The organism is Sphingomonas sp. PWP1-2 (assembly GCF_049898305.1).
Lineage (GTDB): Bacteria > Pseudomonadota > Alphaproteobacteria > Sphingomonadales > Sphingomonadaceae > Sphingomonas > Sphingomonas glacialis.
Map to the genome: position 1 here is coordinate 1 of NZ_JAFCXM010000006.1, position 19698 is coordinate 19698.

The window sequence follows — 19698 nt, forward strand, 5'->3', positions numbered from 1 at the left end:
GAAGGTCACAGGTTCAAATCCTGTCCCCGCAACCACACACCGACATACCAAACCGTCTCAGGATATTCCGAGGCGGTTTTTTTGTACCTGCTTTCCGTGGCTTGTCGCCAATTCGTCGCTGCTTGCTGCGCGCTATTCGGTGCCTTTTTGACCCGTGATGTCGAATTTCTTGGGATATTTTGGGGATTCAAGGCTGCATTCACGCAAGAGAAACCCCCCGTGCGCTTAGCGCCGGTCTCTATAGCTCGCCGATATAGCTGAGAGCGTTAAGGACGCAGATTCGGCGTTTCTTGTTGCCGTTGATTGTGGACTCCATTTGCCGCCCCTGCCTCAGGGCGACCTTGGCGCCATCCTGCGCCCCGCACGTCATGGCGACGCAGCGCGGGACCTTGGTCACCAGCCGGAAGCGCTGGCCGAGGCGGTAGGGATAAGTCGGATCACACAGTTGCGGATCGAGCGTTGTCGTGCCGTGCCCCGCATGGAAACGCTCAACAGGCTACTGACGGCGCTTGACCTGAAAACTGCCGACGTCGCGGTCCGGGGGCATGTGACTATTGCGACGCTCCTGTCAGCCGACATACCTCACGCCGACAGAGAATTAGACCTCGGCGCAAACCTGCGACACCGGCGTCGTGAATTCAGCTTGTCGATTGCGGTCGCCGCCGTTGCCGCCGGTGCCTCCGCTTCTCAACTGTCGCACATCGAGCGCGGCCAGAGCCGGCACTCGCGCTGGTTCGCATGGCACTCCGACGACCCAGATCTCCATGAGGATGATCGAGGGCGGGTGTACGTGCATCCGGTGCTCGATGATTTTCGCCGCGGACGGTGCGACGCGGACGTGCGCGGCCCGAGCACGTGGGTTTGTAATCTGCCAGTCCAGCGGCTGAAGCACATCGGGCCGGGGATCCGCATCGTGCTCGAACTGATCGAGAAACGGACGCGGTCGCGGCTCGACGAGGGACGGATCGGCCTGTTCGTCACGGCGCAGAAGTTCGCCTTGCCGCGTCATCCGGTCGCATTGTTGTTTGCCGAGCGGCAAGTCGTCGCGGGGTGTGCGGACAAACCGGCGCTGGCCGAGCGGCGGATCAAAAAGGCCGATTTTCTCGCGCTCGACAATGTCGCGGTGCTGCTTGGCACCAATGTTCCGGCGGCGTTCGCGGACCGGCAGCTCGAGGAGATCGGCAAGGTCCGGCAGATCGGCGTGACGGTGCCGAGCTTCGCCGCAGTCCTGTGGATGGTGGTCGGCACGCGGCGCATCGCATTGATGCATGACGGCTGGCCTGCTCAATGCGGACGTGCTTGCCGATCGTGCTGGTACCCGTGCCCTTTGTTTTTTCCCGAAATGGCCGAGGTGATCCAGCATCACCGTGCGCGCGACGCCGATCCGGGCCTGCGCTGGCGGCGCGACCAATTGCGGGTCGAGGCCGCCGCCGATTAGCCTTCGGGCAGGAAGATCGCGCCGGGGAGAAAACGGGCGAGCAGCGCCACCGCGGCGAGCAACACGATGTCGAGCGCGACGGCCCCACCGAAGGCACGCTGCGCGCCGCCGTGATCGAGGATCGCGAAGAACAGCGAGCCGATCACTGCTGCGCCGAGCGCACCGCCGATCTGCTGCGCGCCATTGTGCATCCCGCCGGCGACCCCGGCATGCCCGCGATCGACCCGCGCCAGCGTGACCGGCCCGAGCGGCCCGGTGATGCAGCCCATGCCGATACCGCTCAGCGCGAGCGTCGCGGCGATCAACTCCGGGATCGGCGCGAACGCCACCGCTGCGGCGGTTCCCGCCAGGCCAAGCGCCATCGTCAGCGCCCCGAAGATCAGCAGCCCTGTGCCGACCCGCGGCAGGACGCGCGGTCCGATCAGCGCGATCCCCGCCATCACGCCCAGTCCGAAGGGTAAGTGGAGCAAGGCGGTGTCGAGCGGGCTCATGCCGAGGCCACGCTGCAGCACCATGCTCAGCACCAGCAGGAAGCCGTTGGTCGCGGTCGCGAACAGCAGCGTCATCGACAGGCCGAGGCGGAAGGTGGGTGCGGCGAACAGTTCGGGCGCGATCAGCGCCGATCCGACGCGTGCCGTCCGGCGCACCGAATGGCGCCAGAAGGCGATCGCCAGGATGACGCTCGCGACCGGCAGCGCGAGGCTCCACCACGGCCAGCCCAGCGCGCGACCTTCGATCGCCGGGATCAGCAACGCGATCAGCGCGGCGCCGAGCAGAAGCGTCCCGATCGGATCGAGCCGAAGCGCGTGCGGCGAGCGCCCGCGCGGCAGCAGCCACCACCCCGCCACCAGCGCCACCAGCCCGATCGGCAAGTTGATCAGGAATACGACGCGCCAGCCGAGCCCAGCGGGATTGGCGGCGATCAGCAGACCGCCAAGGATCGGCCCGCCGATTGCCGCGAGCCCGCCGACCAGCCCGAATACCGCCAGCCGCGCGACGCGCTCGAGCGGCGAATACATCAGCTGGACGAGCGCGATCATCTGCGGCGCCATGATCGCCGCGGCGGCGCCCTGCGCGAAGCGGGCCGCGATCAGCGTCGTCGCATCGGGCGCCAATCCGCACGCGAGCGAGGCAAGCGTGAAGCCGCCGACGCCGACGAGGAACAGCCGCCGGTACCCATAAAGATCGCCCAGCCGCCCGCCGGCGACGAGCAGGATCGCGAACATCAGGAAATAGCCGGTGACGACCCATTGCGTCGCGCTCTCGCTCGCGCCCAAGCCTCGCTGGATCGCGGGGAGGGCGGTATTGACGATCGTCGTGTCGACAATCTCGAGCACGAGCGCGAGGATGACGGTCGTGAAGGCAAGCCGTCGACGATAGCCGAGCAGCTGCGCGACTCCGACCTCCGAAAGCAGTGGGGACGGCGGATGTGGTGGGATCGTCTCGCTTGACATGCACAGCAGCATATCGATACTGGTTTCAGAACAATAGTTCTAATTTGATGTCGGCATGAGCCCGGCGCGTAGGAGAGGCGAATCGTGGAAGCCACTGCACGTATTGCGTCGAACGCCGGGCGACGACCCGGTCTTGGGCAAGGTTCGACCGTCATCGCCGCAGGATTCCTGCCGATCCTGGCGATCGTCTCGCTATTCCCAGCGGTCCCGTCGATCATCGATCATTTTGCGGGTGACCCGGAGGCGGGCTGGAAAGTGCCGGCGATGGTGTCGGCGCCCGGTCTCGCGATCGCGGCGATCGCGCCGTTTGCCGGCATTCTGGTCGATCGCTTCGGGCGGCGGCGGCTGCTGCTGTTTTCAACGTTTTTCTACGCCCTGATCGGCGTCATTCCGTTCTTTCTCGACAACCTCAACGCGATCTATGGCTCGCGCATCCTGCTCGGGGTCACAGAAGCGGCGATCCTGACGACGCTCAATACGCTGATCGGCGATTATTGGGACGATCGCGGGCGGCGTCACTGGCTGGCACTGCAGGGGACGGTCGGACCGTTGCTCGCCGCGGGCATGATCTATTGCGCCGGGATGCTCACTGCAGTGCGCTGGAATGGCGTGTTCCTGATCTATCTCGTCGCTCTCCCGATCTTCGCGGCGATGGTGGTGTATCTGTACGAACCGGCAAGCGATGCGACCGCGCGCAAGATGCTAGGGATCGACCAGGATCGGGTCGCGCGTACGCCGTTTCCCTGGTCTTCGGTGCTGCAGATCGGCGCGGTGACGCTTGCCGCCGCCGTTTTGTATTACGTCTTCATCGTGAATGGCGGGATGGCGTTCCGCGAGGTCGGGATCCAGTCCTCGGCGAAGCTCGGTGAGCTGACCGCGCTGCCGAGCCTGTTCGTCGTCGTCGGCGCGGGCCTGTTCTGGCTGATGGGCCGCGCGCGCGCGCAACTGCAATTGGCGTCGTGCTTCGGGCTGCTCGGGGTCGGGCTCGCGATGATCGGGCTGGCGCCCGATTGGAAGTGGATGATCGCCGGACTGGTGATCCAGCAGACCGGCGCCGGCATGACGATCCCGACGCTGATCGCCTGGGCGCAGACCAAGCTGCCGTTCGAACATCGCGGTCGCGGCATGGGCGTCTGGACCGCGTGCTTCTTCTTCGGCCAGTTCGCCAGTCCGCTGCTCGTCAGCGTCGTGCGCGGCGCGGTCGTCACGATGCAGTCCGCCTTCCTCACCGCCGGCGTGCTCGGCGTGCTCTGCGCGCTGGTCAGCGTCGGCATGGCGCTGCGCGCCCCCGTTTCCCATCCAGTCGAGGTTTGATGCCGATGCCGTCCACGATCAAGCGGGGCGTCAGCCTCTACAGTTTCCAGGAAGAGCTGTTCCTGCGCCAGATGACCGTCGAGGATGCGATCGCGTTCGCGGCCTCGATCGGCGCGACCGGGATCGAAGTGCTGCCCGAACAGAACATGCCGAGCTTCCCCAATGTCAGCGATGCCGAAGTCGCCTGGTGGAAGGACACCGTCGCCAAGCATGGCTGCGAGCTCAGCTGCTACGACATGTTCCTCGACACCAAGATCCGCAAGGATCGCCCGATGACCGATGAGGAGCAGGTCGCCTCGATCCGCCGCGACCTCGAACTGTGCCACCGGCTCGGCATCCGATCGATGCGGATCCTCGTGTTCGTGCGGCCCGAGATCCTCGAAAAGTGCGTGCCCTATGCCGAGGCGCTCGATGTCCATATGGGGGTCGAGGTCCATGCGCCGTGGCACCTCGAACATGCCTGGATCCTGCGCACGGTCGACACCGCCGACCGGCTCGGGACGAAGCATCTCGGTATCCTGCCCGACATGGGCATCTTCATGAAGCATTACCCGCCGGTGTTCCGCGCACGCTTCGAACGGCAAGGCGCGCGGCCCGAGATCGCGCAGTTCATCGTCGACAGCCACGAAGCCAAGATCATGGCCGAATATACGATCTATGAGGTCGCGGTGAAGATGGGCGGCAACAAGGCCGAGGTCGCGATGGCCGAGACGCTGCGCCACGCGCCCTATGCCAACCCCAAGCGGCTCGCCGAATATGCGCCCTACTTTCGGCACATCCAGGCGAAGTTCTACGAGATGACGCCTGAGGCGACCGACCCGTCGATCTCGTATGACGAGGTCATCCCGGTGCTCGCGGCAGCCGGGTGGAACGGCTATCTCTCGAGCGAATATGAAGGCAATCGCTGGATCCAGGACGTCGAGCCGGTCGACAGCCGCGAGCAGGTCCGCCGCCAGCACACGATGTTCGAGCGCCTGATCGGCGCGACCACGACCGCTTCCTGAAGGGATTGCCCGCATGTTCGACAAATATCTGATCGTGGATGACAGCCTGCGCGCGACGGCGGACGGCTTCGCGTTCGACGCGCGGCTCGGCTATTATCGGGGGCTCGGGCTTTCGATGGTCGAGGATCTGGTCGTGACGATCGACGACCAACCAGTGGCCCGCGAGGCGATCCGCTTCGACGAGACCGGTGGTGGCGCGCCGCTGACGCTCGACGAGATGGAAACCACCTATGACCGCCAGTGGAACTTCGGCGCGGTCGCGACCATCAGCGTGATCGCGTCCGAGCCGCTGGCACCAGGCGCGCACAGCCTGACGTTGAGCGAGAAGCTGAGGGTCTCGTATCTGCCGTTCCCTGCGATGAACAGCGACGCCAAGACGCTGGAAGTCGCGGCGTGAGCGCGTCGCGCCGCGATGTGCTGGCGCTCGCGCTGGCGGGCGGCGCGGCGCTACCGGCGGTGGCAGCGCTGCCGCCTGCCGCTCGGCGCGGGGTCGAGGGGCAGCGCGCGCCCGATCTCGGCGATGGGCGCTATCTCAATCCGATCCTGGCGGGGGATCGGCCCGACCCGTCGATCCTCAAGGACGGCGGCGACTATTGGATGACGCATTCGTCGTTCGATGCGTCGCCCGGGCTGCTGATCTGGCATTCGCGCGATCTGGTGAACTGGACGCCGGTCGGCCCGGCGCTCGCCAAGCCGCTCGGCACGGTCTTCGCGGTCGACATCGTCAAGCATGACGGGCGGTACTTCATCTACATCCCGTTCATGAAGGCGTCGTGGTCGGGGGCATTGCCGAGTTTCGCCAACATCTACGTCATCCATGCGCCGTCGATGCACGGGCCGTGGAGCGATCCGATCGATCTCGGCATCGGCGACCTGATCGACCCCGGCCATGCGGTCGATGACGACGGCCAGCGCTATCTCTTCCTGTCGGGAGTCAACCGCGTCCGGCTTGCGCCCGATGGGCTGTCGACCGTCGGCAAGGTCGAGAAGGTCTATGATGGCTGGCACTATCCCGATGACTGGATCACCGAAGCCTATTCGCTCGAGGGACCAAAGCTGTTCCGGCGCGGGGGCTGGCATTATCTGGTCAGCGCGGTCGGCGGGACGGGTGGCCCGGCGACGGGGCACATGGTGATCGCCGCGCGCGCGCGGACGCTCGCCGGGCCGTGGGAGAATTGCCCGCACAACCCGATCGTGCGGACGCGCAGCGAGGCCGAACGCTGGTGGTCGCGCGGCCATGCGACCTGCGTCGAGGGGCCGGGGGGGCGCTGGTACATGGTCTATCACGGCTATGAAAACGGCTATCGCTCGCTCGGGCGGCAGACCTTGCTCGAGCCGATCGTGTGGGGTGACGATGGCTGGTTCCGCGCGACAGGCGGCGATCTCTCGCAACCGCTGCCGCGGCCCGGTGGCGTGGCGGGGCCGCACGGCATTGCGGGCTCGGACGATTTCTCCAAGCCCGCCTTCGGAACGCGCTGGAGCTTCTACGGCGGGGGGCCGGGCGAGCTTTCGCGAGCGCGGATCGAGCGCAATACGCTGACGATCGCCGGCAAGGGCACCGGCCCGAACGATTGCGCACCGCTGACGCAGATCGTCGGCGACCATGCCTATGAAATCACGGTCGAGTGCGAACTCGGTGGCGACGCGCAGGGCGGGCTGCTGCTGTTCTTCAACGACCGGCTGTTCCTCGGCATGGGGATCGATGGAAAGCGCATGATCACGTATCGGGGCGGCAAGCCGAGCTATTGGCCCGAGCCGGCACCCGCGGTGCGGCGCCTGTTCATGCGGATCGTCAACGACCAGCAGATCGTGACCTTCTATTACAGCGTCGACGGCAAGAGCTGGACGCGCCACGGCGTGCGCAGCGAAGTCTCGGGCTACAACGCCAACACGATCGACGATCTCGCGCAGCTTCGCCCGGCGCTCTTCGCGAGCGGGGCGGGCAGGGTTCATTTCCGCGATTTTCGATATCGCGCGATCGCCTGACCGGAACGCGCGGGAGCGTTCCGGTCAGGCGCTGATCAGGCGGCTACCTCGACCGGGGACGGCATCTCGGAGCGACGCAGCTGCATCAGGCGGCGTCGCGCGCGGATCGCCGCGGCGTCGACCGACAGGATGACCGGGCGCTCGGCCCAGAATTCGCGGCCGAGCATGGCGTGCTGGATCGCCTCGAGCATCGGGCCATCTTCCGCGTCGAACACCTGCTTGGCCATCGCTTCGGATGCGTCCCCCGGCTCGCGGGTAAAGAAGTAATGCGAGCTCGTCGTCGTTTCGGGCGTGATGATATGCGGATTGGCCATCGCCGGGACCACCATCGCCTGCCGTTCGCTGCCGGCATGCGCGACGCCGATGAACAGCGCCATCGACGCGGGCGCATGCCAGCGCATCTCGAGCCATTGGTCGACGCGGCCGCCATCGGGGACGAGCGCGGTGGCGAAGGGCGGCGGCGGGGTGTCGGGCATCCGCCAGTTCGACCAGATCGCGCCGCTGTCGTCCTGCGTCGCGCTATGCTCGCCGTTGAACAGCGCGCCGTTGGTCGCGAAGGTCTCGATATGGAGGAACTCGGCATGGCTGAGGTCCATCAGATTGTCGGTGATGAACTCGTAATTCGCGCGCATGTGCGTGCGGCCGCGGACGATCGGCGGGCCGGCGTCGATGAACGAGAAATCGGGGATCAGCGCGGGATCCGCCGCGGCCGCGTCGCCGGGCCAGACCCAGACCGCGCCCCAGCGCGCTTCGGTCGGCCAGGACGAGACCTGCGTGTTGGGCGGGATCAGGTCGGAAAAGGGGTTGCGCACGCAGCCCCCGTCGGCGCCGAATTCGAGGCCGTGATAGCCGCAAACGATCCGGTCGCCAGCGCGTTTGCCACGGCTCAGCGGGGCGAAGCGATGCGGACACCGATCGGCAAGCGCCGCGTAGCTACCGTCGGCGAGTCGATAGATCAGGCGCGGCTCGTCGAGCAGCGTACGGGGCAGCATGCCGCCCTCGGGCACCTCGTCCTCCCACGCGGCGACATACCACAGGTTGCGTACATACGGTTCCATCGGCATTCCTTTCCCAGTCATGATTATAAAGAAACCAGATGGTTCTTGTAGCGGGTCCGGTGGCGTGCGCAAACCCCCTGTGAGCCGAGATCCGGAGACGGTGACGGCTCGCATTCTCGATGCAGCCGAGGCCGAGTTCATGGCGTCGGGGTATGAAGCGGCGAGCACCAATCGGATGGTGGTTGCGTTCGGTGGGTCGAAGGCGACGCTGTTCCGCTACTTTCCGACCAAGCAGGCGCTGCTCGAAGCGGTGATCCGCCGCATCACCGCGCGCGGGCAGGCGCGGGTTAGCGGCGTTGTCGGGCAGGAGGATGATCCCCGCGCCTGGCTGACGACGTTCGTCACGCAGGTGTTGAGCTGGATTCTCGCGGAGGATGCTCTGTTTCTCGGCAGGCTCGGCATTGCCGAGGGGCATAAGCTGCCGACGCTGAGCGGCGTCTTCCATGCGACGGCGGGCGCGCCGCTCCAGCGGCAACTCGCGGAGCATCTCGCGCGATGGACGCGCGATGGCCGTCTCGTGTGCGACGATCCCGCCGCCGATGCGCAGCGATTGTTCGACCTCGCGATCGCGGGGGCGGTCAGCCGCGCGCTGTACGGCGCCGAGCGTCTCGCGGGAGCGGCGCTCGCTGACCATGCGGCAGCGAGCGTTGCGCTGTTCCTGCAGGGCCGCGCGCCGCGCTAGCGGCGCGCGGATCTCACACCGCGTTGCGCCGTGCGATCGCGCCGAGCACGGCGGCGCTCGGCTTGGCGGTGCGGCGGAAGGTCACGCGGTCGAGGCTGTGCAGCCCGAACTTGGGCGTGTAGCCGAACACCCATTCGAAATTGTCGATCAGCGACCAGTGCATATAGCCCTTCACCGGCACGCCCTCGTCGATCGCCTTCTTGAGCTCGGCGAGCGCCGCGGGGATCAGCGCTACGCGCAACCGGTCATCGGTCGCGTTGATGCCGTGTTCGGTGACGATCACCGGCACGCCGCTGACGGAATGCGCATAGCGCACCGCATTGGCGAGCGAGGCGGGGTAGATTTCCTCGCCCGCAGCGTTGACCGGCGCTCCGCGTGGCACGGGCAGCTTGCCCGAGGAATCCCACAGCGTCCGCGTGTAGTTCTGGACCCCGACGAAATCGTCGGCGCGCGCCGCGTCGAGCCACGCGGCGTAGAAGCGCGCGCGCTTGGCGTCGCGCACGCTGTTCTTGCCGACCGGCTGATCGTCGATGATGGCAAGGCTGACGCCGACCGGCAGATCGGGCCGCACCGCCTTGATCGCCGCGCGCCCGAGCCGGTGCGCCGCCAGCAGGTGCTTCTGCGTGAGCTGCGGATCGGCGACGTAGAGCGCACTGCCCGCGGAATAGAGCGGGACGCCGCTCCCACGCGCCGCGGCGGCGGCCATCGCCTTGTCGGTTTCCATCAGCCGTTCGCCGACACCGGTGGGGAGCAGCTCGCTCAGCAGCCCGTTGAGGTTGGGCTCGTTGAGCGTGGTCGCATAGCCGATGCCGTGCGCGAGGTGCCGCGCCGCGCGGTCGCAGAAGCGCGCGAACAGCGCCGGGCCTTCCGGGTTGGTCCAGCCGCCGGCTTCGGCAAACCAGCGCGGGGTGGTGAAATGGTTGAAGGTGACGAACGGCGTCAGCCCGCGCGTGCGGCACCCCTCGATCATCGCGGCATAATGATCGAGCATCGCTTGCGAGAATTGCCCGCGCGCCGGCTCGATCCGCGCCCATTCCAAGCTGAAGCGATAGGCGTTGAGCCCCATCGCGCGGACCAGATCGAGATCGGTAGGCCACAATTCGAAGCTGTTGGCGGCATCGCCCGACGGCTCGGCGAACGCAGTCGGCTTCGCATGCTCGAGCGGCCAGAGGTCGCTGTTGATGTTGTTGCCCTCGACCTGATACGCCGCGGTGGACGCGCCCCACAGGAAGCCCTTCGGGAAGCTGGGGTTGGCTGGTCGGCCGAACGCCGGGGCGGCGAGCGACGCGGCTGTCGCCGCCAGCAGGGTACGACGGTCGATCATGCTCTCTCTCCGGAAAAGGTCAGGCGCATTACAGCGTGCCAGCGCGCAGCATCGACACGGCCGCATCGCAGGCGCGCGCGGTGAGCGCGAGATAGGTCAGCGACGGGTTCTGCGATGCCGACGAACTCATCTGCGCGCCATCGGTGACGAACAGATTGGCGACGTCATGCGCGCGGCTCCATTTGTCGAGCACCGAAGTGGTCGGATCGAGCCCCATGCGCGCACCACCCATTTCGTGGATCGCGGAGCCGCCGGGTCCAGGCTGGTCCATCCCCATCACCACCTGGCCGCCGACCGCACCGAGCATCGCCGCCGCCTCGGCCTTGGCGTCGGCGAGCGCGGCATGCTCCTCCTTGCCGTGCGCGAAAGCGATGTTGAGCGCGGGCGCACCGTTCGCGTCGATCTTTGCCGGATCGAGCGTCAGCCGGTTGCTCGCGCGTGGCATCGATTCGGCGAAGGTGACGAGGATCATCTTCCAGTCGCCCGGCGTGCGCAGATGCGTCTTGAAGCCGTGGCCAATCCCGGCCTGGCGCTTGCCTTGCGTCCAGGTGCTCTGCAGCGCGCCGCCCTGGAACGAATAGCCGCGTGTGAAGCCGTTGCCGTCGAGCGTTTCGAGGTTGCGGAAGCGCGGAATGACGATCCCGGTCGGGCGGTTGCCGAAGGTGGTGTGCTGCTCGAACCCCGGCATGATCGCGATCGCCGACAGCGTCGTCGCGTGGTCCATGATGTGCGTGCCGAGCACGCCGCTCGAGTTGGCGAGGCCGTTGGGCATCGCCTCCGAGTGCGAGCGCAGCAGGATGTGGTTGGTGTTGAACGCGCCGGCATTGAGGAAGACGAGCCGCGCGGTGGCGCGGTGGCGTTCCTTCTTGGCGGTGTCGAGGAAGCGCACGCCGGTCGCGCGGCGCGTGATCGGATCGTAGTCGACGCCCTCGACGACGCTATCGGTGACGACGGTGAGCAATCCGGTCTTCATCGCCGCCGGTAAAGAGGCGCTCTGCGTCGAGAAGTACGCGCCGTAGGAGCAGCCCCGCGCGCAAATGCTGCGATACTGGCACGCGCTGCGGCCGTCCTTGGCTTGTGTCAGATTGGCGGTGCGGCCGATCGTCAGCCGCCGTCCGGGCCAGCGCGCGCTGATCCCCTCGCGAACATGCTGCTCGACCACGTTGAGCGGCATCGGCGGCTGGAAATGCCCGTCGGGGAGCTGCGGCATTCCCTCGGCCGCGCCGGACACGCCGACGAAATCCTCGACCCGGTCATACCAGGGCGCGAGCTCGGCATAGCGGATCGGCCAGTCGGTGCCGTTTCCGTCACGCTTGTTGGCGCCGAAATCGTAATCCGACCAGCGATAGCATTGCCGCCCCCAGGTCAGCGAGCGGCCGCCGAGATTGTACGAGCGGAACCAGGTGAATTCGCCGCCGGCGGGCGTGGTATACGGGTTCTCATCGTCGCGACAGAAATGGTCCTGCGTGAATTCGGTGAAGTGGCGGTTCTTCGACTGGACCGGATAGACCGAGGCATATTCTTCGGCATCGCCCAGCCCGCGGAACGGCAGGTCCCACGGCGCGAGCGTCTCGGTCTTGTAGCCCGTACCATGCTCGATCTTGGGCCCGCGCTCGATCATCAGGACCTTGAGGCCCTTTTCGGTCAGTTCCTTGGCGGCAAACCCGCCGGTGATGCCCGAGCCCACCACGATCGCGTCGAAATCCACCGTCATCATCCAAACTCCACCGCGGTCCAGTCGCTCGAAAACGCGTGCATGCCGGGACGCAGCGGCAGATCGGGGTCGAAGCGACCCGGCACCAATTCATAAGTGAGTTCCTTCGCGCCGCCGGGCTGCGAGGTGTAATAGCCGGTCAGCAGCAGCCCCTTGATCTTGGGCCACGGGCCGGTCGACTGGTGGTTGGCGAAGGCGGCACTGTCGATCGTGTCGAGCGCGGCCTGCTGGCGCGCGAGCGGGGCGGCGAGGAAATCGCCATGCGCCTTGCGGTCGAGTTCTTCCTCGAGCCAGGTCAGGTGATCGAGCGACCCATCGGGACGGCGATACCGCGCGGTCGCGCCTTGGATCGCGGCGCCGCCGTCGGGCGTGCGCGTCCCGTCAAGGCCCGCGGCGAGCGCGAGCAGCAGAAAGGCGTCGGCGCCGACATCGGCGCCGCCGGGCGTATCGGTGGGCGGGATCAGGATTTGCGCGACCTGCTGCGCGATCAGCTTTTGCCGGTCGCTCGGTTCGTCGTCGGTCGGCGCGCGCATCGCGCGCAGCACCGCGATCGGCATCGCAATTACACCGAGCGCGAGCGCGCCCGCACCGATCATCTCGCGGCGGTCGAAGTCGGTCATGCGTCAAGTCCCATCAGCCGCGCATTGAGCGCGCGGTCGCTGCCGCTGGCGGCGAAATCGTCGAAGGCGTGGTCGGTCACCGGGATGATGTGGCGCGCGATGAACGGCGCGCCTTCGGCGGCACCCGCCTCGGGATGTTTCAGCGCGCACTCCCATTCGAGCACCGCCCAGCCGGCGAAGTCATATTGCGCCATCTTCGAGAAGATGCTGGCGAAATCGATCTGTCCTTCGCCGAGCGAGCGGAACCGGCCGGGCCGGTCGACCCAGCCCTGATAGCCGCCATAGACCCCCGAGCGCCCCGACGGGCGGAACTCGGCGTCCTTGACGTGGAAGCACTTCACGCGGTCGTGATAGATGTCGAGGAACGCGAGATAGTCGAGCTGTTGCAGCAGGAAATGGCTCGGATCGTAGAGGATGTTCGCGCGCGGGTGATCGCCGACTTCGGCGAGGAAGCGCTCGAACGTCACGCCGTCGTGGAGATCCTCGCCGGGATGGATCTCGAAGGCGAGGTCGACCCCGACATCCTCGAACGCGTCGAGGATCGGGCGCCAGCGCCGACCGAGCTCGGCAAAGGCGTCCTCGACCAGCCCGGCGGGGCGTTGCGGCCAGGGATAGAGATAGGGCCAGGCGAGCGCGCCCGAGAAGGTCGCATGCGCCGCCAGCCCGAGATGCGCGCTGGCGCGTGCGGCAAGCTTGAGTTGCTCGACGGCCCAGGCCTGCCGTGCCGTCGGATTCCCGCGGACCGCTTCGACGGCGAAGGCGTCGAACTGCGCGTCGTAGGCGGGGTGAACCGCGACCAGCTGCCCTTGGAGGTGCGTCGACAGTTCGGTAACCGCGAGTCCCTTCTCGGCGAGCATCCCGGCGATGTCATCGCAATAGGTCTTGCTCTCGGCGGCGCGGGCGAGGTCGAACAGCCGCGCATCCCAGCTCGGGATCTGGACGCCTTTGTAGCCGAGCCCTGCCGCCCAATCGGCGATGTGCTCGAGGCTGTCGAACGGTGCCGCGTCGCCGGCGAACTGCGCGAGGAAGATGCCGGGGCCTTTGATCGTGCGCATGGGGGTCAAACCTCGAAATCTACCCAGCCCGCATCGGCGCGGCTGGCGGTGACGGCCAAATGGATGAACGCCATCCCGCGGAGACCTTCGTCGATCCCGGGGACGAGGCTGCCGGGCTCGCCACGCAGCTGTCGCGCGAAATCGCGATAGAGATTGGCGAACGCTTCGAGATAGCCCTCGGGATGCCCGCCGGGCGTCCGGCTGGCGGCGCGTGCTGCGTCGCCAAGCCCGGCGTCGCCCGCCTGGACCAGCTCGGTGCGGCCATCGGCGTGATGGAGCGTCAGGAGGTTGGGCGCTTCCTGCCGCCAGTCGAGCGCGCCGCGATCGCCATAGACGCGCAGCCGCAGCCCGTTGCGCTCGCCGAGCATGATCTGCGAGGCGAGCAGGACGCCGCGCGCGCCATTGTCGAAGCGCAGCAGCACCTGGCAATCGTCGTCCAATCGGCGGCCCGGAACGACCGCGGCGAGATCAGCGAGCAGCCGCGTCACGCGCAGCCCTGTGACGAATTCGGCGAGATGGAAGGCGTGGACTCCGATATCGGCGATCGCGCCGCCTTCGCCCGCACGCGCCGGATCGAGCCGCCACTCGGCCTGCTTGCCGGCGCCTTCACCTGCCAGCCAGCCTTGAGGATATTCGACGACGACCTTGCGGATGGTGCCGAGCAGCCCCGCCGCGATCCGCGCGCGTGCCTCGCGCACCAGCGGGTAGCCCGAATAGGTGTAGGTCAGCCCGTACGGGAGTCCGGCGTCGGCGACGAGGCCGGCGAGCGCGTGCGCCTCGGCGAGCGTCGCGGTGGCGGGCTTGTCGCTGAGCACCGGGATCCCCGCGGCGAGCGCGGCGCGGGCGGCTGGCAGATGGTGATGGTTGGGGGAGGCGATCGTGATGAAATCGATCGCGTCGTCGCGCGTCGCTTCGCCCACGAGCAGCTCCGCGACATCGCCGTACGCTCGCGACGGATCGATGCGATACGCCTCGCCCGCGGCGCGCGAGCGTTCTAGCGTGCTGCCGAACGCACCTGCTACCAGCTCGATCTCACGGTCGAGTTCGGCGGCAATACGGTGGATCGGGCCGATGAACGCACCCGGCCCGCCGCCGACCATACCCATGCGCAAACGCCGCATCCCACTCCCATTCTGTTATCAGAATTACAGTTCTGATAAGCGGCAGCAGGGTCGGTGGTCAAGCGATCCGCGGTGAAGTGGTGAGAAAGGCTGCGATCATCCGTGCGAGATCTTCTTTGAGGATCTGCCAATCGCCATCCCAGGCCGATCCCATCGTCGAGCCGAAGCCGAGATAGCGTGCGATCGACGAATAGAGAATGCGATAGGCCGAATGCACCGCACGCTCGGCGTCGGGCTGCGCGATCTCGGCGCTGTGCTCGAGCAAGGCCGCGCAGACGGCATCGGCGATTTCGGCATAGCGCGCCTTGCCTTGCGCGGCGACGACGGTGTCGGTGCTCGCGCGGATCATGAACGGACGCATCACGTCGGCGAAACGGCGGAGCGATTCGGCGGTGCCTTCGACCAGCCGATCGACCAGTATGACGAGATCGGGCGCCTCGGTCCGCGCCGACTCGACCATCGCGAGCTGCTCGGCATTGACGCGCTCGAGCACGCGCGTCTGCACCGCATGGACGAGATCGTCCTTGCTGTCGAAGCGGCAGTAGATCGATCCGATCGACACCTTGCCGCGCTTGCCGACCTCATTGAGCGTGAAATCGTCGGTGCCGCGCTCGGACATCAACTCTTCGGCAGCAATCAGCATGCGTTCGAACGACGCACGGCTGCGGCCTTGTTGCGGGGCGCGGACCGCGCTGATCTTGGTTTCGACGTTCATAGCAAGACGCGTTCTACGGCAATCGCCGCGCAAATGGGACTGGACATATCAGAACTACCGTTCTAGTTCTAAATCCTACAACGATGCGGGATGGCCGGCAAGGCATCACCGCGTGAGCGTGCGAGGGGATAGACTATGCGATTTTCGGTTTTCCTGAATGCCCGATCGATGGCGCCGGAAGAAGATCGTGCGCTGATCAAGGATCTGGAGGGGCACGCGACCCGCGCGGCCGAGCTCGGCTTCGATGCGATCTTCCTGCCCGACCACCATTTCAACGGCTATATGCCGATCGCGTCGGACAGCTACATGTTCGCGGCCTATCTCGCGGCAAAGCTGCCGCAGATGTATTTCGGCTTCTCGATCACGTCGGTGCCGCTGCATCATCCGGTGCGCTTCGTCGAGCGGATCAACATCCTCGACCAGCTGACCGACGGCAAGCTGCTCGTCGGCGTCGGCAGCGGCACGACGCCCGAGGAAATGATCGGCTTCGGCGTCAATTATCAGGACGCCGGGGCGATCGCCGACCGCAACCTTGCGATTGCCGAGCAGCTCTGGGCCAAGGGTGTCGAGGATCCCGCGGTCGAGATCGACAATGGCCCATATAAGGGCCGCGTCCTTCAGCGGATCGCACCAGCGGCCTATACGCCGCGGCATGCGCGGCTGATGCCCGTCGCAATGAAGGAAACGAGCGCCCGGCGTGCTGCGGAAAATGGCTGGCCGGCGTTCATCCCGGCCTTCACCCCGCCGGTGATCGGCGGGACCGAGCCGCTCAAGCACGTCACAAAGCATTTCACCGCCTATCGGACGATGCTCGAAGCGGCGGGCCACGCGCCCGAAATCGTCGCCGACGCGCTGTCGTGGTCGACGCATACCTATCAGGTCGTCCACCTCGCCGAGACCGACGAACAGGCGCGGACCGAATTGCTCGAAATCCTCGCGAGCTACCAGGAAGCGATCGAGCGCGAGGCGGCGTTCAACGCGCGCGCCGAGACCGATGGCGCGAACAAGAAGACCGATCGCACGCCCAACGCCCTGACCGAGGACTGGATCGGGACCTGGTGTCTCTATGGCAGCCCCGAGACGGTGATCGAGCATCTCAAGCCGTATGCGGCGCTCGGCATCGGCAACATCCTGTGCGGCACGACGACCGGCCCGCTGACGGCGGAGCGGTTGCGCTATGCCGACCAGACGCTTGAACTGCTGTCGACGCGGGTGATGCCGGCGCTGCGCGACGCGGCATGAGCACGCGTCGCAAGCGGATCGTCGGGATCGGCGGCACGCTGCGCGCCGGTTCGAGCAGCGAGCGGCTGGTGCGCGCAGTGCTCTCCGCCTGTGGCGATGCGGGTGCCGAGACGACGCTGTTCGATGGCGCGGCGCTCGCGCGCTTCGGGCATTTCAATGTCGAGGACACTACTCGCACCGACGAACAGCGGGCCTTTATCGAAAGCGTGCGCGCGGCCGACGGTCTCGTGCTCGGGACGCCGGGGTATCACGGCGGGGTCTCGGGGCTGGTCAAGAACGCGATCGACCTGCTCGAGGATCTGCGCGGCGACACGCGTCCGTATTTCGAGGGGCGTCCGGTCGGGCTGATCGTGTCTGCCGCCGGGTGGCAGGCGGGCGGCGTGACGCTGAGCGCGTTGCGCGGGATTGTCCACGCGATGCGCGGCTGGCCGACGCCGATCGGCATTGCGATCAATTCGGTCGAGCAGCGGCCGTTCGATGCGAACGGCGAGCTTGTCGACGCCGGCATCGCCTCGGCAGTTTCCGCGCAAGCGCGGCAGATCATGACCTTCGCACTCGAGGCGCACGCCGCATGACCGATCCGCTTTCGCTCGAAGAACAAGCCAGCCTGTCCGCCGGCGGCGCGATGTGGTCGACGCTGGCGCTGCCCGCGCACGCCATTCCAGCGGCCACGATGGCCGATGGCCCGATGGGGATCGCCAGCGGGCGCGTCGACGAACGCGACGTGTCGCTGCTGACGCCGTGCGGGACGTCGCTTGGCGCGAGCTGGGACGTCGATCTCGTCGCGCGGGTCGGCGCGCTGGTCGGCGGGGAAGCCGTCCGCTGCGGCGTCGACGCGGTGCTCGCGCCCAACGTCAATCTCGCGCGCAGTCCGCTTGCCGGGCGAGCGTTCGAATATTTCTCGGAAGATCCCTATCTCACCGGTGCGCTCGGCGCGGCCTGGACGACCGGCCTGCAGTCGACCGGCACCGCCTCGGTGGTCAAGCACCTCGTCTGCAACGATAGCGAAACCGCGCGCGACACGATGAACGTCGTGATCGACGAGCGCACGCTGCGCGAAGTCTATCTGCTGCCGTTTGAGCTTGCTGCGGCGGCGGGGGCAGGGGGCATGCTCGCCGCCTATAACCGCGTCAACGGCAGCTATTGCGCCGAGCAGCATCATATCCTGACCGATATCGTGAAGGGCGAATGGGGCTTTGGCGGCGTCGTGATGAGCGACTGGTTCGGCACGCACAGCACCGTGCCGACGATCAACGCCGGGCTCGATCTTGAAATGCCGGGGCCGGCCCGCTTTCTCGGCGCGAAGGTCGGCGCGGCGGTCCTGGCCGATCAGGTCGATCCCGCGCGCGTGGCCGATGCCGCGGCACGGGTCGCGGGCTTCGCGCGGCGGTTCACCGGTGCCAAGACTCCCTCGATCGCCACGGCTGATGTCGACAATCTGTTGACCGAGGCCGCCGCGGCGGGCTTCGTGCTGTTGCGCAATCAGGGCGACCTGCTGCCGCTGGTTCCCGGTCGCGATGCGACGATCGCGGTGATCGGGCCCAATGCCGATGCGCCCTGCTATCAGGGCGGCACCTTCGCCAAGATCGCGGTGACGCCCGATGCGGTGCGCCCGCTCGAGGCGATCCGCCGCCATTATGCCGGACAGGCGCGGATCGTCCACGAGGTCGGCGTCGATCCGCAGCCGCGGCTGCCCTCGATGCCGGTGCGGCCCGAGCGCGATCTGAGGGACGGCTGCACCGTCGGCATGACGATCGACTATTTCGACGACACCGCTGTATCGGGCACGCCGCGCTTCAGCGAGACTCGCGCGACCAATTCGCTCGTCTGGTTCGTCGGCGTCCATGAGCAGGGTGCATGGGACCGCCCGGCTGCGATCCGCGCGCGCGGCTGGTTCACGCCCGAGCGCGACGGCGACTATCGTTTCTATCTCGGTGGCACCGGCGCGGTGGCGATGACGGTCGACGGCACCGAGGTGCTGCGCCGCGACGAGGCCGTAGCGGCGTCGGACGTGATGGGTACGCTCAAGCGTGGCGATGCCGATTGCGCGGTCGTGTCGCTGCTGGCTGGCCGCGATGTCCTCGTCGAGATCGTCTTCCGGCACACGCCCGCGCGGGTCCAGGGATTGTGGTTCGGCGTTCGCACGCCCGATTCGGCGCAGGCGATGCACGATCGCGCGGTGGAGCTCGCGCGCAGCGCCGATGCGGTGATCCTGGTGGTCGGCGAGACATCGGATTCGAGCGTCGAGAGCAAGGACCGTGTCGATACGCGGCTCGCTCCCGAGCAGATCGCATTGATCGAAGCGGTGACGGCGGCGAACCCGCGCACCGTGATCGTCGCCAATGTCGGCCATGCGTTCGATGCCGCCTGGGCCGAGCGCGCTGCCGCCGTGCTGGTCGCCTGGTATCCTGGGCAGGCATTCGGTCGCGCCTTGGCCGAAGTGCTTGCCGGGGATCGCGAGCCGGGCGGGCGGATGCCGGTGTCGATCGCGCGCGACGAGGCCGACTATCCGGCGCTGGGGCTCACGCCCGACGCTGACGGTAACCTTGCGTATTCGGAGCGACTTGCCGTCGGCTGGCGCGGTATGGAGACGCCTGCCTACGCGTTCGGCAGCGGCATGGGCTATGCCCGCTTCGCGATCGAACAGCCGACGATCGACGGCGCGCGCGTCGGCGTGACGGTGCGCAATCTGAGCGAACGCGACGGCAGCACCGTCGTCCAGGTCTATCGCTTCGCGCCCGAGCGCGCGTTGGTCGGGTTCGCGAAGGTCTTCGTCGCGGCCGGTGCGCAACGCCAGATCGCCATCGATATCGAGCCGAGAATGCTGCGCGTCTGGCGCGCGGACGGCTGGGTGGCGATCGCCGGGCCGCTGTCGCTGCACGTCGGACAAGCGTCGGACGATCTTCCGCTCGTCATTACGATGAAGACCGTTCCGACCGTCTTGACGGCATAGCCATATTGGTATTAGAAC

17 protein-coding genes are annotated in these 19698 nt (G+C 67.1%); 9 read left to right on the forward strand and 8 right to left on the reverse strand.

Translation table 11 applies throughout. The features are described from left to right. The first annotated feature begins 478 nt into the window (after positions 1–478). A complete protein-coding gene (locus ACP7C5_RS15075; protein WP_426264852.1) occupies positions 479–1438 on the forward strand; it encodes a helix-turn-helix domain-containing protein in 960 nt (319 codons plus the stop codon). On the opposite strand, the gene ACP7C5_RS15080 is transcribed toward ACP7C5_RS15075, so the two are convergent. After that, complete coding sequence (locus ACP7C5_RS15080; protein WP_426264853.1) at positions 1435–2892, reverse strand: MFS transporter; 1458 nt, start codon at positions 2890–2892, stop codon at positions 1435–1437. The genes ACP7C5_RS15075 and ACP7C5_RS15080 overlap by 4 nt on opposite strands. Before the next feature lie 84 nt (positions 2893–2976). Here ACP7C5_RS15080 and ACP7C5_RS15085 point away from each other — a divergent pair, with 84 nt between their 5' ends. From ACP7C5_RS15085 to ACP7C5_RS15100, 4 genes are read left to right on the forward strand one after another with little or no spacing between them, the layout of a single operon-like run. After that, positions 2977–4206 (forward strand): MFS transporter, encoded by a 1230-nt coding sequence (locus tag ACP7C5_RS15085; RefSeq protein WP_426264854.1) that lies wholly within the window; start codon positions 2977–2979, stop codon positions 4204–4206. Beyond that, positions 4206–5210, forward strand: coding sequence for a sugar phosphate isomerase/epimerase family protein (locus ACP7C5_RS15090; protein ID WP_426264855.1), 1005 nt, complete (start codon positions 4206–4208; stop codon positions 5208–5210). Before ACP7C5_RS15085 ends, ACP7C5_RS15090 begins: the two co-directional genes overlap by 1 nt. 13 nt (positions 5211–5223) lie before the next feature. After that, on the forward strand, positions 5224–5607 hold the full coding sequence (locus tag ACP7C5_RS15095) for a C-glycoside deglycosidase beta subunit domain-containing protein (protein WP_426264856.1): 384 nt from the start codon (positions 5224–5226) through the stop codon (positions 5605–5607). Then, entirely contained in the window at positions 5604–7196 is a 1593-nt protein-coding gene (locus tag ACP7C5_RS15100; protein WP_426264857.1) for a family 43 glycosylhydrolase, read from the forward strand. The genes ACP7C5_RS15095 and ACP7C5_RS15100 overlap by 4 nt, the downstream gene beginning before the upstream one ends. A gap of 35 nt (positions 7197–7231) precedes the next feature. Here ACP7C5_RS15100 and ACP7C5_RS15105 read toward each other — a convergent pair whose 3' ends face one another. Continuing rightward, positions 7232–8254, reverse strand: a complete 1023-nt coding sequence (locus ACP7C5_RS15105; RefSeq protein WP_426264858.1) for a Rieske 2Fe-2S domain-containing protein — start codon at positions 8252–8254, stop codon at positions 7232–7234. Positions 8255–8354: 100 nt separating this feature from the next. Here ACP7C5_RS15105 and ACP7C5_RS15110 point away from each other — a divergent pair, with 100 nt between their 5' ends. Continuing rightward, positions 8355–8936 (forward strand): TetR/AcrR family transcriptional regulator, encoded by a 582-nt coding sequence (locus ACP7C5_RS15110; protein WP_426264859.1) that lies wholly within the window; start codon positions 8355–8357, stop codon positions 8934–8936. A 13-nt stretch (positions 8937–8949) separates the two neighbouring features. Here the strand turns inward: ACP7C5_RS15110 and ACP7C5_RS15115 are convergent, their stop codons facing one another. From ACP7C5_RS15115 to ACP7C5_RS15140, 6 genes are read right to left on the reverse strand one after another with little or no spacing between them, the layout of a single operon-like run. After that, positions 8950–10260, reverse strand: coding sequence for a glycoside hydrolase family 1 protein (locus tag ACP7C5_RS15115; RefSeq protein WP_426264860.1), 1311 nt, complete (start codon positions 10258–10260; stop codon positions 8950–8952). 28 nt (positions 10261–10288) lie between these two features. Then, the gene (locus ACP7C5_RS15120) at positions 10289–11974 is read right to left on the reverse strand and encodes an FAD-dependent oxidoreductase (protein ID WP_426265043.1); all 1686 of its coding nucleotides are present in this window, start codon (positions 11972–11974) and stop codon (positions 10289–10291) included. Next, positions 11974–12594 (reverse strand): gluconate 2-dehydrogenase subunit 3 family protein, encoded by a 621-nt coding sequence (locus ACP7C5_RS15125; protein WP_426264861.1) that lies wholly within the window; start codon positions 12592–12594, stop codon positions 11974–11976. The genes ACP7C5_RS15120 and ACP7C5_RS15125 overlap by 1 nt, the downstream gene beginning before the upstream one ends. Then, a complete protein-coding gene (locus tag ACP7C5_RS15130) occupies positions 12591–13649 on the reverse strand; it encodes a sugar phosphate isomerase/epimerase family protein (RefSeq protein ID WP_426264862.1) in 1059 nt (352 codons plus the stop codon). The genes ACP7C5_RS15125 and ACP7C5_RS15130 overlap by 4 nt, the downstream gene beginning before the upstream one ends. 5 nt (positions 13650–13654) lie before the next feature. Further along, positions 13655–14770 carry a Gfo/Idh/MocA family protein gene (locus ACP7C5_RS15135; RefSeq protein ID WP_426264863.1) on the reverse strand — a complete coding sequence of 372 codons (1116 nt, stop codon included), beginning with the start codon at positions 14768–14770 and terminating at the stop codon, positions 13655–13657. Between the two features lie 58 nt (positions 14771–14828). Then, complete coding sequence (locus ACP7C5_RS15140; RefSeq protein WP_189674618.1) at positions 14829–15485, reverse strand: TetR/AcrR family transcriptional regulator; 657 nt, start codon at positions 15483–15485, stop codon at positions 14829–14831. 135 nt (positions 15486–15620) lie between these two features. On the opposite strand from ACP7C5_RS15140, the gene ACP7C5_RS15145 reads away from it, so the two are divergent. Genes ACP7C5_RS15145 through ACP7C5_RS15155 form a run of 3 tightly spaced genes read left to right on the forward strand, consistent with a single transcriptional unit; the run spans position 15621 to position 19680 of the window. Further along, entirely contained in the window at positions 15621–16727 is a 1107-nt protein-coding gene (locus ACP7C5_RS15145; RefSeq protein WP_426264864.1) for an LLM class flavin-dependent oxidoreductase, read from the forward strand. Continuing rightward, the gene (locus ACP7C5_RS15150) at positions 16724–17302 is read left to right on the forward strand and encodes an NADPH-dependent FMN reductase (RefSeq protein WP_426264865.1); all 579 of its coding nucleotides are present in this window, start codon (positions 16724–16726) and stop codon (positions 17300–17302) included. Before ACP7C5_RS15145 ends, ACP7C5_RS15150 begins: the two co-directional genes overlap by 4 nt. Then, entirely contained in the window at positions 17299–19680 is a 2382-nt protein-coding gene (locus ACP7C5_RS15155) for a glycoside hydrolase family 3 protein (protein WP_426264866.1), read from the forward strand. Before ACP7C5_RS15150 ends, ACP7C5_RS15155 begins: the two co-directional genes overlap by 4 nt. Positions 19681–19698 lie beyond the last annotated feature (18 nt).